This window comes from Nonomuraea sp. NPDC049421 (genome assembly GCF_040677005.1).
In the GTDB taxonomy this organism is placed as follows: Bacteria; Actinomycetota; Actinomycetes; order Streptosporangiales; family Streptosporangiaceae; genus Nonomuraea; species Nonomuraea salmonea.
On sequence record NZ_JBFAQA010000023.1, the window covers coordinates 114,849 to 127,327 of the forward strand.

9 protein-coding genes are annotated in these 12,479 nt (G+C 69.4%); 5 read left to right on the top strand and 4 right to left on the bottom strand.

Annotated features, from left to right (window positions below; genetic code table 11):
• Nucleotides 1–41: 41 nt before the first annotated feature.
• Entirely contained in the window at nucleotides 42–839 is a 798-nt protein-coding gene (locus AB0K18_RS33250; protein ID WP_364922325.1) for a L,D-transpeptidase family protein, read from the top strand.
• Between the two features lie 164 nt (nucleotides 840–1,003).
• On the opposite strand, the gene AB0K18_RS33255 is transcribed toward AB0K18_RS33250, so the two are convergent.
• The 4 genes from AB0K18_RS33255 to AB0K18_RS33270 all read right to left on the bottom strand — a co-directional run bounded on the left by AB0K18_RS33255 (nucleotide 1,004) and on the right by AB0K18_RS33270 (nucleotide 5,797).
• The gene (locus AB0K18_RS33255; protein ID WP_364922464.1) at nucleotides 1,004–2,587 is read right to left on the bottom strand and encodes an NADH-ubiquinone oxidoreductase-F iron-sulfur binding region domain-containing protein; all 1,584 of its coding nucleotides are present in this window, start codon (nucleotides 2,585–2,587) and stop codon (nucleotides 1,004–1,006) included.
• 61 nt (nucleotides 2,588–2,648) lie between these two features.
• Nucleotides 2,649–3,491 (bottom strand): ferric reductase-like transmembrane domain-containing protein, encoded by an 843-nt coding sequence (locus AB0K18_RS33260; protein ID WP_364922327.1) that lies wholly within the window; start codon nucleotides 3,489–3,491, stop codon nucleotides 2,649–2,651.
• A 74-nt stretch (nucleotides 3,492–3,565) separates the two neighbouring features.
• A complete protein-coding gene (locus AB0K18_RS33265; RefSeq protein WP_364922329.1) occupies nucleotides 3,566–5,155 on the bottom strand; it encodes a DUF1996 domain-containing protein in 1,590 nt (529 codons plus the stop codon).
• Between the two features lie 15 nt (nucleotides 5,156–5,170).
• Nucleotides 5,171–5,797 carry a DUF4142 domain-containing protein gene (locus AB0K18_RS33270; RefSeq protein ID WP_364922331.1) on the bottom strand — a complete coding sequence of 209 codons (627 nt, stop codon included), beginning with the start codon at nucleotides 5,795–5,797 and terminating at the stop codon, nucleotides 5,171–5,173.
• A 108-nt stretch (nucleotides 5,798–5,905) separates the two neighbouring features.
• Here AB0K18_RS33270 and AB0K18_RS33275 point away from each other — a divergent pair, with 108 nt between their 5' ends.
• From AB0K18_RS33275 to AB0K18_RS33290, 4 genes are all read left to right on the top strand, one after another.
• Complete coding sequence (locus AB0K18_RS33275; RefSeq protein ID WP_345396666.1) at nucleotides 5,906–6,460, top strand: sigma-70 family RNA polymerase sigma factor; 555 nt, start codon at nucleotides 5,906–5,908, stop codon at nucleotides 6,458–6,460.
• Complete coding sequence (locus AB0K18_RS33280) at nucleotides 6,460–6,663, top strand: zf-HC2 domain-containing protein (RefSeq protein ID WP_364555168.1); 204 nt, start codon at nucleotides 6,460–6,462, stop codon at nucleotides 6,661–6,663. The genes AB0K18_RS33275 and AB0K18_RS33280 overlap by 1 nt, the downstream gene beginning before the upstream one ends.
• An 84-nt stretch (nucleotides 6,664–6,747) precedes the next feature.
• Nucleotides 6,748–7,551: a tryptophan 2,3-dioxygenase family protein gene (locus AB0K18_RS33285; protein ID WP_364922333.1), complete on the top strand. Its 804-nt coding sequence runs from the start codon at nucleotides 6,748–6,750 to the stop codon at nucleotides 7,549–7,551.
• Between the two features lie 38 nt (nucleotides 7,552–7,589).
• Complete coding sequence (locus AB0K18_RS33290; RefSeq protein ID WP_364922335.1) at nucleotides 7,590–12,464, top strand: NAD-glutamate dehydrogenase; 4,875 nt, start codon at nucleotides 7,590–7,592, stop codon at nucleotides 12,462–12,464.
• Nucleotides 12,465–12,479 lie beyond the last annotated feature (15 nt).

Here is a 12,479-nt window from a genome sequence, read left to right on the forward strand (position 1 = left end):
CAAAACCATGAATTCTCTGCTGTCTGGGTAGGCGTCGATTTATGACGATAAAGCTTCAGACATTCACCGTTCTCGCTCTGTCCGCCGGCGTCCTTCCCTTCATCGCGACCCCGCCGTCCGCCGCCGCCGTCACCGTCCGTCCCGCCGCCCCGCCACCCGCGGAGAGCGCCGAGCGGCCGGCGAGCGAGGAGACGGAGAAGGTCGAGAAGGTCGAGGAGGTCAAGAGCAAGCCGGTGCTGCTGCGCCCGGGGCACCGGGGCGAGGCCGTCCGCACGCTCCAGCGCAAGCTGCACAGGGGGCGCTACTACTTCGGCCGGATCAACGGCGTGTACGACGAGCAGACCAAGTTCGCCGTCTGGGCATTCCAGAAACACAAGCGCATGATGCCGAGGAAGGAGGTCGGGCCGAAGATGCTGGCGGCGCTGGACAAGCCCGTCAGGCACAAGGTGCTGGTGCCCGGCGGCGCGCCCGACCGGGTGGAGATCGACCTGCGCAACCAGTTGCTGACCGTCTATCGCGACCGCAGGCCCGCGCTGATCTCGCACGTCTCCACCGGCGCCGAGGTGCGCTACTGCGAGAACGGGCGGTGCGGCAACGCCATCACGCCGACCGGGGACTTCCGCGTGCTGCGCCGCGCGCCCGGCTGGACGACGGGGCCGCTGGGGTCGATGTACAACTCCCTGTACTTCACGGGGGCCATCGCCATGCACGGCTCGACGAAGGTGCCGCTGCGGCCGGCCTCGCACGGGTGCGTGCGGGTGCCGCTGGAGACGTCCAAGCGGCTGTACCAGATGGTGAAGATCGGCGAGCCGGTGCACGTCCGGGGAAAGATTATGTGACCCGCCTTACGGTGAAATTTCTCGAAATATCGGGCTATTCTTCCCCAAGTCATCGCGCCATTTCCGGCGCGGACGCCCGGGCAACGCGAAGCCCGGCGGGGCGCCGCGCCTTTCTCGGGTGCGTTCCCGATGAGACGCGGTGAACCACCGCCGGGCTCGTCAGCTCACGCCGTGCCGCCCACCCGCGAGATGCGCGGGATGCCGCCCACGCGGCTCAGGCGCGGCACGCTGTCCCCTGCCTTCTTCATCACGCCGTCCTTGACCAGCCGCAGCGGCGAACCGGCCGGCTTGGGGCCGTCGCCGGTGGTCTGCGCCAGGCGCAACGCCAGCGCCGGGCACATGTCGACCGCCCGACGGGCGTCCTTGGCCATGAAGCCGGGGATCTTCCTGAACGACGGGAAACCGTAGTCGTCCAGGTCCACGAACTCGGGCAGCAGGTGCGCGCACAGGCCGTGCCCTTGGCAGCGTGACCAGTCGACCTCCAGCCGGTACTCGGGCTCCGGCTCGCGCTCCGGCATCGGCAGCACGCCGCGTACCGGACGTCCGCAGGAGCCGTGCTCCAGGTGGATGGCGATCTCGTCCTCGAACGCGTCCAGCGCCGACAGCACGAACTTGGCCGTCCCGTCGGGGTGGAAGCAGGCGCCGCGGCGCTCCACGACGCGTACGGCGCGGCGCACCGCGTCCACGGAGCCGGTGCCCTCGGCCAGCGCGCAGATGGCCCTGGCGACGTCGGGCAGCCCGAGCCGGCAGGGGCCGCACTGGCCGGCCGACTCGGCCGCCAGGTACGAGGCGACCCTGGCCGCCTCGCCCAGCGGGCACGTGGACTCGCCGAGCGGCACGATGATCCCTGCCCCCAGGGTCGCCCCTGCCGCTTTCATGCCCTCGCGGGAGATGACGGCCGTCTCGACCGCCTCGGCCGACAGCCACGCGCCGTGGTAGCCGCCGATCAGCACCCCGTCGCCGGCCTCCGCCTCGCACAGGGCGAGCACGTCGGCCAGCAGGGTGCCGGTGGGAGCCTCGATCACCGCGCCGTTGGCGGCGCCGCCGCTCACGGTGAGCAGGATCGTGCCGGGCTCCTTGGTGGTGCCCACTTCCGCGTACTTCTGGGGGCCGTACTCGGCCAGCAGCGCGAACTGCGCGTACGTCTCCGTGTTGGACAGCAGGGTCGGCAGCCCGTCCACGCCGCTCTGCGCGGCCCGCTTCTTCCTGCCCGGCGGGATGCCCTCCTCCCCGTTGACCGCACGGACGAGCGCGCCGCCCTCGCCGGAGATGAACCGTTCCTTGATCCCGACCACTCTGATCGGGACCCGGCTCTCGGCGCCTCCCGAGACGTTGGCGGCGCGGCGTTCGGCCACGGCGGCGGCGACGGACGCCTCGGCGACCTCGCCGCCGGCCGTGGCGACGACCACCTCGCGGGCGCCCAGCGCCTCGGCCGCCAGCACCGCGCCGTCCAGCACGAGGTGCGGGTTGCGGGTCAGCAGCATGGCGTCCTTGGAGCTGGCCGGCTCCCCTTCCGCGCCGTTGACCAGGACGACGCTCTCGCCGGTGCCGGCGGAGTCGGCCACCGCCCGCAGTTTCCTGGCGAAGGGGAAGGCCGCGCCGCCCCGGCCTCGCATGTCCACCTCGTTGGCGTACGAGATGAGCTCGCCCAGTTCGCGTGGCTCCACGAGTCCGTGGAGCGTGCGGTGGGCGGGCAGGTCGAGACGGCGGCAATGGTCCAGCCCGGCGGTCAGCCGGGCCGGACCCATGCGCAGCACCCGTGGGACGCGGGCGGGAATCACGAAGCCTCCTGGACGAGTGCGAACAGGGTCATCCCGCCTCCCGGTACCTGCGCCTGGCCTCGGCGAGGCTGACCGGCGCGTCGGCGCGGGCCGCCGCCGCGGCGGCGGGCTGCCTGCTCTTGCCGGGGGCCTTGGCGGCGGGCCGCTCCGCGGGCACGCCCATCGGCGCGGCGGAGGTCACGGCGGGCCCCTCGATTCTTTCCGGTACGACCGGCGGCCTGCGGACCGTTGCCAGCACGCGCACGACCAGCGCACCGCCGACCGCCGCCATGCTGGCCACGTACGACCAGGCCACCCAACCGGCCGGCGGGCGGCCGGCCGTCAACCCGTGCATGATGCCGATGGGCCAGGCCAGGTACGCGGCGGAATGGAGGATCCGCCACATCCACGGCCTGCTCCGTACGGCGAAGCGACCTCTCAGCATCCCCGTCGCCACGGCCACGACCATCAGGTCGAAGGCCAGGGTGCCGAATCCCACCCAGATCCCGGCGATGGGCACGACCGCCGCGCCCGGCGGCACGTGTCCCAGGCTGATCATCAGCGTGATGTGCGTGATCAGGTACGCCAGCCCGATGAGCGCGGTGGCGCGGTGCGCGAGCTGGGCCCTGACCCGGTTCGCCGGGGACAGGAAGACGCGTTCGGTGGTGAGCAGGCCGAGCGCGACGGTCGCGGTCAGCAGCACCAGGGCGAACACGCCCGCGTAGAACTCGAGGAAGCCCACCCCTTGGCCGAGCAGCGCGATGCCGCGCTCCGTCCTGGTCAGCGCGAACGCCGATAACAGGACGGCCGCGATCGAGGCGCTCGCCCCCAGCCGGACCTTCCTGGTGTCCAGCAGAGTGGGGGCGTGCCTGGGGTGTCGTCTGTGGAGCATCTATTTCCCTCCAAGGTCGGGTGAGGGTGCGACTCGGAAGGCTGGGAGCCCGATGATCCGGGCGGACGGTCAGCTCAGCACCGGCGGCCCCGGTTGATGCAGCTGACGACGTTCTGCATCAGCCTGTCGGGCATCACGTTGACGAAGTCGGCGTGGTCCGTGACCGGGTTGTGCTTCTGCTCCGGGAAGGCGTCCAGGGCGAACGAGGGTCCCTGCGGGACCGCGTACGTGAGGGTCATGCGGAGTGCGGGTACTGCCCTGGTGCCCTGCGGGCAGGCGCCGTTCTGGTCAGGGAAGACGATGTGCGTGCGGTGGTTGGCGCTGTCGGTGTTCTGACCGTCCCAGCAACTGGGGAAGTCCAGGATACGAACGACCTGGCTGCCGCGCGGGCAAAGCGGATATTTATCGGTAGTTATGCGATTTTGGAATCCCGTGCAGGTCCAGGCGGAGCGGGCGTTGGCGGTGCCGTTGGTGGCCGCCTTGGCGTCGCCGGTGATGATCCGCAGGAACCTCGGCATGGCCACGACCCTGGAGTTCGCGTTGCCGCGGAACTGCAGCTGCACCGAGCGGGCCCGCAGCACCTGGCCGACGTTGCCGTCCGGGTCATTGGCGTTCGCCTCCGATCTGCGGTCCCTGATGACCGGCCAGAAGTACGTGGACTGGTCGTTCAGCCGGCAGGTGGTGCCCGCCGCGGCCAGGCTCTCGTCGGTCGAGAACGCGTCGGTCGAGAGGTTGCCCACGTAGTCGTGCAGGTGGTGCGCCCCGTTGCTCACGCCTGGGGCGACGATGAAGTTGTCGGGGTTGTTGTGGCCGTCGCGGTTGGTGCCGCACTGCGCGGCGAACGTGCCGCTCGAGCCGCCCCTGCCGATGCGCGCGTCGAGGCGGCGCGGCTGGACCTGCCGGATGTCCACGAAGTCCTGCGCGAACGGGCCGAGGTCGGCGCAGGGGTCATCAGCGGTCGGGGAGGGAGAGGGGCTCTGTGACGGGTCGGCGCTGCCGTCGTCACCGTCGTCGTCACCGTCGTCGTCGCCGCCGTTGCCATTCCCGTTGTCGTTCCCGGTTCCGTTGTCGTTGCCGTTCTCGTTGCCCGGGTCGTTTCCGTTGTCGCTGCCGTTGTCCCCGTTGTTACCGCCATTCCCGTTGTCGCCGTTGTTTCCGCCGTTTCCGTTGTCGCCGTTGTTGTTCCCGTTGTCGGCTCCGTCGTTATCTCCGCTGCCGTTGTCGCCGTTGTCTCCGTTATTGCCGCCATTGTCCGGGTTGCCCTGGTTTCCTGTCGGGCTGGGGGTCGGGCTGGGCGATCTGGTCGGCTGGCGGCGGCGCGAGAAGGTGGTGGGGTTGTCCTGGTCGTCGGGGGACTGCGGGTCCACCGCGACGCTGCCGCCCTGCGGCGCCTGCTGGTCCTGCCCGAACCGGTTCTGTCCCTGCCCGTCCTGCTGGTCCTGATCCTGCCGCCGGCCGAACCGGTCGTCGTCGCGCTGGTTCTGACCCTGCTGGTTCCTGCCCGGTTGCTGGGACTGCCGCCCCTGAGGTGACTGGCCACTCTGTGCGGGGTCGCAGGGCGCGGCGACCGCCGGCCCTACGCCGATGACGGCCGCGGACACCAGTCCGGTCGCCGTCACGGCCAGCGCGGACACGGCCGCGGCCATGCGTCTGGATCTCCTCATGTGCGTTTCCTCTTTTCAACCGCCATTGACGACGGGTGGGGCGGGTGAGGGCGTGGGGGCCTCCGGAAGCCGCTGGTGGTCCACCAGGCCCGTGGACTCCAGGTACGCCATGTGGCGCATCACGTAGTTGATGCCTTCCTGGGCCAGCTTGCGTACCTCGGAGTTGCGGGTCCCGGACCGCACGCCCGCCACGACGGAGAACACCTTTCCGTGCGCGTCACGCAACAGGTTCGCGAAGTCCTTGTCGAAGGCAGGGCCGCTCTCCGCCGCCAGCTGGGCCATCCAGCGCTGCTGGTCGGGGTTGGGCTCGTCGGGAAGGGCCACACCGAGCTTCTTGGCGGCCTGGCGGACCATCAGGTCGAGCTCCTTGTGCTCGTCCTTGATGAGCTTCCCGACTTCCTTCACACGCTGGGACTCGGCGCGGGTCTGGGCGTACTCGCCGACGGGCATCTCCCAGAGCCCCGCCTGACGTACCTTGATGAGCAGATCGACGTCGGCGGCCGTGAGCGGGCCCGACGACCGTTGCGTCCACTGGGCGGACGCGGGGTCGATCGCCGGGGGCATGACCAGCGCGATCGTCGCGGCGGCGGCAACCACGAAGCCGCCGAGCATGAACAACTCGCCGCGCAAAAGCCTGTGCATGGTCGGAGATACGCGGGCGTACCCGCCAAGGTTCACGTATGGTCGGAGATAGTTAGAAATGACTGGAGTTATCGGAGTGGCTACCGCTTGGATAACGAAGGTGTAAAGATGTGCCCCGTGCTAGGTCACCTCGACGGCAGGTTCGAGAGTGCGGATGCCGAGGCGGAGCACCGCATCGCGGTGCTTTACCAGGAGTTCGGCGGCCCTCTGCTGCGCCACGTACGTAAATCAACAGGTAACGACCTTCAGTGGGCTGAAGACGTCGTGCAGGAGACGATCGTCAGGGCCTGGCGAAACTCGGCAAGACTGCAATGGGAACCGAGCCTCATATGGGCGTGGCTGCTGACCGTGGCCCGTCGCATAGTCATTGATGGTCGTCGGCGGAAGAGCGTCCGACCGCAGGAGGTCGAGCCGCCTGAAGTCGACATGATGTCGGTTCCGGATGGATCGGAGCGAGCGTTATCGGCGATGGTCGTCGCTGACGCGCTGCGGTCCCTGTCTCCGGAACACCGCGAAGTCATTGAGCAGACCTACCTCCGAGACCGTACGATAAGTGAGGCGGCGGAGATTCTGGGGATCCCGCCGGGCACGGTGAAGTCGCGGCTCTACTACGGGATCCGGGCTCTCCGTGAGCTGCTGCGGGACAAGGGGGTAGCCGGCTGATGCACGAAGAGGTGGCCGCCTACGTCCTCGGCGTCCTCGACGAGGAGGAGCACGAGGCGTTCGAACGCCACCTCGAGACGTGCGAGCGCTGTCAGGCGGAGCTGGTCGAGCTCGCCGAGGTGCCAGGGCAACTCGACGAGCTCAAGAACGACCCCTCTTCGACCTCCGGCGACGACCCGCCGATGTCCTCCATGTCACGTTGACGTTTATCCCCTTTTCGGGTGGTATCGGTAGGGCAAGGCGTCACGCCCGGCCGCACGTGGCCGGGCGGTCAGGGGAGGTGTTCGGTGGGCATCGACGGTGATGCGCCCGGCCCTCCACGCCGGCGGTTCGGCGAGGAGGGCGGTCTGCTCTCCTACGGCGACTACCTCCGCCTGCCCGAGCTCCTCGACCAGCAGCGGCCGCAGTCCGCGGCCCCTGACGAGCTGCTCTTCATCACCACCCACCAGGTCTACGAGCTGTGGTTCAAGCTGCTGCTCCACGAGCTGGAGTCGGTGCGCTCCGCCATGTTCGCGGGCGAGCTGTGGCTGGCCAGGCACCTGTTCAGGCGGGTGCACGCGGTCGAGCGGGTGATGGTCGAGCAGGTCGAGGTCCTGGAGACGATGACCCCGCAGGACTTCCTGGCCTTCAGAGCCGGCCTGGCGCCCGCGAGCGGGTTCCAGTCGGTCCAGTTCAGGGAGCTGGAGTTCCTGTCGGGACTGAAGGACGAGCGCTATCTCGGCTCCTTCAGGCACGCGGGCGAGGACGAGCTCGCCCGGCTGCGCCGCAGGCTCACGGAGCCCACGCTGTGGGATGCTTATCTGACCGCCCTCTCCCAGCGTGGCCTGCCGGTCTCCGACAGCGAGATCATGGACTCGCTGCTGGCCGTGGCGAGGGACCGCGGGTCTTACGACGACCTGTGGCAACTGGCCGAAGACCTGCTGACACACGACGAGACCGCCGCGCTGTGGCGGATGCGTCACGTCCAGATGGTCGAACGCCAGATCGGCACCAAATCGGGCACAGGCGGCTCGACCGGTGCTCCCTACCTGCGCGGCAGAACCCGCCTGCACTACTTCCCGCTGTTGTGGGAACTCAGGGCCTGGCTATGAACAGCCATGGCGAACCCTCACAAAGGAGTGAGAGCGAAATGCCGCTCGACGAGGCCAAGGATGAGCTGCTCCAGCGAGCCGCGGAAAGATGTGCGGCGAGCAGTGAGCACATGAGCGCCGAGGAGGCGCTGTCCTTCCTGCGGCTCTACTATCGACACGTCGCGCCGGAGGACCTGCTCGACCGCAACCCCGTTGACGTCTACGGCCCCGCGATGTCCCAGAGGCAGCTCGCGGAGGTCCGCCCCCAGGGCAGGGCGGTGGTCCGTGCCTACACCCCCACGATCGAGCAGAACGGCTGGGACCCCGGCCACTCCGTGGTCGAAGTGGTGACCGACGACATGCCGTTCCTCGTCGACTCCGTCGCGATGGAGCTCGACCGCCACGACCTCGGCACCCACCTGGTCGTCCATCCCCAGATGCGGGTGCGCCGCGACATGACAGGCCGCATGCTCGGCCGCGGCCAGGAGGACGTCACCGGCCAGATGCTGGTCGAGTCGTGGATCCACATGGAGATCGACCGGCAGTCCGACCCCGAGGTGCTCAAGCAGATCGAGGCCGGCCTGCTGAAGGTGCTCGCCGACGTGCGCCACACGGTCGAGGACTTCGCGAAGATGCGGGCCCTTGCCGTACAGACCGCGGAAGACCTGAGCATGAACCCGCCGCCGCTGGAGCCCGCCGAGGTCGAGGACAGCCTCGACCTGCTGCGCTGGCTCGCCGACGGGCACTTCACCTTCCTCGGCTACCGCGAATACCGGCTGGAGCACACCGACGAGGGCGAGATGCTGCGCGCGCTGCCCGGCGCGGCGCTGGGCATCCTGCGCGACGACAAGGCGGGGTCGGAGAGCTTCGCCGCGCTGCCCCCCGAGGTGCGGGCCAAGGCGCGCGAGAAGCAGCTCATGATCATCACCAAGGCCAACTCCAAGGCCACCGTGCACCGCGCCAACTACCTCGACTACATCGGGGTGAAGCTGTTCTCGCCCGACGGCGAGGTGATCGGTGAGCGGCGCTTCCTCGGCCTGTTCACCCACATGGCCTACAACGAGTCGATCTCCCGCATCCCGGTGCTGCGCCGCAAGCTGGCCGACGTGCTCGACCAGGCCGGGCTGGCGCCTGACAGCCACGACGGCAAGGACCTCATCGAGATCCTGGAGACCTTCCCGCGCGACGAGCTGTTCCAGACCTCCGTCGACCAGCTGCTGCCGATCGCGCTCGGCGTGCTGCGGCTGCGCGAGCGCAAGCAGGTCAAGCTGTTCCTGCGCCGCGACGACTACGGCCGCTACATCTCCTGCCTGGTCTACCTGCCGCGCGACCGCTACACCACCAAGGTCCGGCTGAAGATGCAGGAGGTGCTGCTCAAGGCGCTCGGTGGCACGTCGCTCGACTACAGCGCGATGATCGGCGAGTCCGTGCTGGCCCGGCTGCACGTCGTGGTGCGCGGCGAGCGCGGCAGGCAGCTGCCCGCGCCCAGCGTGGACGTCGAGGAGCTGGAGGCCCGCCTCGCGGCCATCACCCGCTCCTGGGAGGACGACCTCGCCTCCGCGCTGACCGAGCTGACCTCGGAGGAGGAGGCGCCCACGCTCATCAAGCGCTACGCCTCGGCCTTCCCCGAGGGCTACAAGGCGGACTTCCCGCCCAAGGTGGCCGTGGTCGACCTGCGGCGGCTCGAAGAGCTCGTCGAGGCGGGCGACGGCGACAAGGTCGGCATCAACCTCTACGAGCCGTACGACGCGGCCGAGGGCGAGCGGCGGCTGAAGATCTACAAGATCGGCTCGCCCATCTCGCTGTCCCGCGCCCTGCCGCTGATCCAGCGGCTCGGGGTCGAGGTCGTGGACGAGCGGCCGTACGAGGTCGACCGCGACAACGACCCGCGCACCAAGAACGCCTGGATCTACGACTTCGGGCTGCGCTACACGCCGGCCGACGGCGTCGGCAGGGACGAGTTCAAGCGGCTCTTCCAGGACGGGCTCATCGCCCTGTGGACCGGCCGGGTGCAGGCCGACGACTTCAACGCGCTCATCCTCAGCGCCGGGCTGACCTGGGAGCAGGTCGAGATCCTGCGGGCCTACGCCAAATACCTGCGGCAGGCCGGCAGCACGTTCTCGCAGCCGTACATGGAGGACGTGCTCAAGGGCAACGTCAGGGTGGCCAGGCTGCTGGTGCGGCTGTTCGAGGCCAAGCACGACCCGCGGCGCGGCGAGGACGTGCGGGTCGATCTCGTGGAGGCGCTCAACGAGGAGATACTCGGGGCGCTGGACGAGGTGGCCTCGCTGGACGAGGACCGCATCCTGCGGGCGTACCTGGAGATGATCCAGGCCACGCTGCGCACCAACTACTTCCAGACCGTCGACGGCGTGCGCAAGCCGTACATCTCGCTGAAGTTCGACCCGCAGGCCATCAGCGTGCTGCCGCTGCCCAGGCCGAAGTACGAGATCTTCGTCTACTCGCCCCGCGTCGAGGGCGTGCACCTGCGCTTCGGCAAGGTCGCGCGCGGCGGCCTGCGCTGGTCGGACCGGATGGAGGACTTCCGTACGGAGATCCTCGGCCTGGTGAAGGCGCAGATGGTGAAGAACACCGTCATCGTGCCCACCGGCTCCAAGGGCGGGTTCGTCGTCAAGCGGCCGCCCAAGTCAGGCAAGCGGGAGGACCTGCTCGCCGAGGGCGTGGCCTGCTACCGGATGTTCATCTCCGGCCTGCTCGACGTCACCGACAACCTCGTGGACGGCAAGGTCGTGCCGCCGCCCGACGTCGTCAGGCACGACGGCGACGACACCTACCTCGTCGTCGCCGCCGACAAGGGCACCGCGACCTTCTCCGACATCGCCAACGGCGTGGCCAAGGAGTACGGCTTCTGGCTGGGCGACGCCTTCGCCTCCGGCGGCTCCATCGGCTACGACCACAAGGCCATGGGCATCACCGCCCGCGGCGCGTGGGAGTCGGTCAAATACCACTTCCGCACGATGGGCGTGGACGTCCAGACGACCGACTTCACCGTGGCCGGCATCGGCGACATGTCGGGCGACGTGTTCGGCAACGGCATGCTGCTGTCGCAGCACATCCGGCTCGTGGCCGCCTTCGACCACCGGCACATCTTCGTCGACCCCTCGCCCGACGCCGCCCGCTCCTACGCCGAGCGCCGCCGCCTGTTCGAGCTGCCGCGCAGCTCGTGGGAGGACTACGACGCCAAGCTGATTTCGCCGGGCGGCGGCGTCTTCCCGCGCACCGCCAAGTCCATCCAGATCACCCCGCAGATGCGCGAAGCGCTCGGCATCCCCGCCGGCATCGCGTCCATGGCGCCCAACGACCTCATCAGCGCCATCCTGCGGGCCCCCGTCGACCTGCTGTGGAACGGCGGCATCGGCACCTACGTCAAGGCCAGCTCCGAGTCCCACACCGACGTCGGCGACAAGGGCAACGACGGGCTCAGGGTCAACGCGTCCGAGCTGCGCTGCAAGGTCGTCGGCGAGGGCGGCAACCTCGGCTTCACCCAGCTCGCCCGCATCGAGTTCGCGCTCAACGGCGGGCTGGTCAACACCGACTTCATCGACAACTCGGCCGGCGTCGACACCTCCGACCACGAGGTCAACATCAAGATCCTGCTCGACCAGGTCGTCCGCGACGGCGAGCTGACCGACAAGCAGCGCAACCAGGTCTTCACCTCGATGACCGACGAGGTCGCCGAGCTGGTCCTGCGCGACAACAAGGCCCAGAACGTGGTGCTCGACGCGGCCCGTACGCAGGCCGTCGAGATGCTCCACATCCACGCCCGCTACCTGCGCAAGCTCGAACGCGACGGGCTGGTCAACCGGGAGCTGGAGTTCCTGCCGTCGGACAAGACGCTCGCCGAGCGGCGCCAGGCCAGACTGGGGCTGACCTCGCCCGAGTTCTCCGTGCTGCTCGCCTACACCAAGCTGGTGGCCGACGCCCAGCTGCTCGGCTCCGACCTGCCCGACGACCCCTACCTGGCGTCGTGGCTGGTCGACTACTTCCCCTCGGCGCTGCGCGAGCGGTTCAGGCCGTACATGGACGAGCACCCGCTGCGCCGCGAGATCATCACCACCCGCGTGGTGAACGAGCTGGTCAACTCGGCGGGCACCACGTTCATGTACCGCTTCGGCGAGGAGACCGGCGCGTCCACGCCCGACATCGTGCGGGCCTACCTGGTCGCACGCGAGGTGTTCGACCTGCCCGGCTTCCATCGGGCGGTGGAGTCGCTGGACAACGAGGTCGACACCGCCACCCAGATCGCCATGCTGCTCGAGGCGCGCAAGCTGGCCGAGCGGGGCGCCCGGTGGCTGCTGGTCAACCGGCGGCCGCCGCTCGACCTCGCCGGGTCGGTCGGCTTCTTCGACAAGGGCGTCAACGGGATCATCGGGCACATACCCAAGCTGCTCACCGGGCCCGACCTGGCCGCCTTCGAGGAGCGCCGCGACGCGTTCGTGGCCCGCGGGGTGCCGGACGACCTGGCCGAGCGGGTGGCCGCGATGGTGCCGGCGTACTCGACACTCGACCTGGTGGAGATCTCGTCGCTGACGGGACGCCCGGTCAACGAGGTGGGCGAGGTCTACTTCGACCTGGCCGACCGGCTCCAGCTCTCCCGGCTGCGCGAGCGCATCATCGCGCTGCCCCGCGACAACCGGTGGAACTCGATGGCCCGCTCGGCGCTGCGCGACGACCTGTACGCCGCGCACGCCTCGCTGACCCGCGACGTGCTGGCCCACAGCCGCCCCGGACTGTCTCCCGAGGAGCGGCTGGCCCGCTGGACCGAGGGCAACTCGGCGGCGGTCGCCAGGGCCAGGCAGACGCTGTCGGAGATCTGGGAGAGCGACAACTTCGACCTCGCCACGCTGTCGGTCGCGCTGCGCGCCATCCGTACGCTGGTGGCCGCCAGCAACCTGCCCCACACGGAGGCCTGAGAAGCGCGGGGGCGG

Bases quoted from the DNA above. Each gene is read 5' to 3' on its own strand.
- AB0K18_RS33250 (WP_364922325.1), top strand. From the start codon at position 42: ATGACGATAAAGCTTCAGACATTCACCGTTCTCGCTCTGTCCGCCGGC.
- AB0K18_RS33255 (WP_364922464.1), bottom strand. From the start codon at position 2,587: ATGGGTCCGGCCCGGCTGACCGCCGGGCTGGACCATTGCCGCCGTCTC.
- AB0K18_RS33260 (WP_364922327.1), bottom strand. From the start codon at position 3,491: ATGCTCCACAGACGACACCCCAGGCACGCCCCCACTCTGCTGGACACC.
- AB0K18_RS33265 (WP_364922329.1), bottom strand. From the start codon at position 5,155: ATGAGGAGATCCAGACGCATGGCCGCGGCCGTGTCCGCGCTGGCCGTG.
- AB0K18_RS33270 (WP_364922331.1), bottom strand. From the start codon at position 5,797: ATGCACAGGCTTTTGCGCGGCGAGTTGTTCATGCTCGGCGGCTTCGTG.
- AB0K18_RS33275 (WP_345396666.1), top strand. From the start codon at position 5,906: ATGTGCCCCGTGCTAGGTCACCTCGACGGCAGGTTCGAGAGTGCGGAT.
- AB0K18_RS33280 (WP_364555168.1), top strand. From the start codon at position 6,460: ATGCACGAAGAGGTGGCCGCCTACGTCCTCGGCGTCCTCGACGAGGAG.
- AB0K18_RS33290 (WP_364922335.1), top strand. From the start codon at position 7,590: ATGCCGCTCGACGAGGCCAAGGATGAGCTGCTCCAGCGAGCCGCGGAA.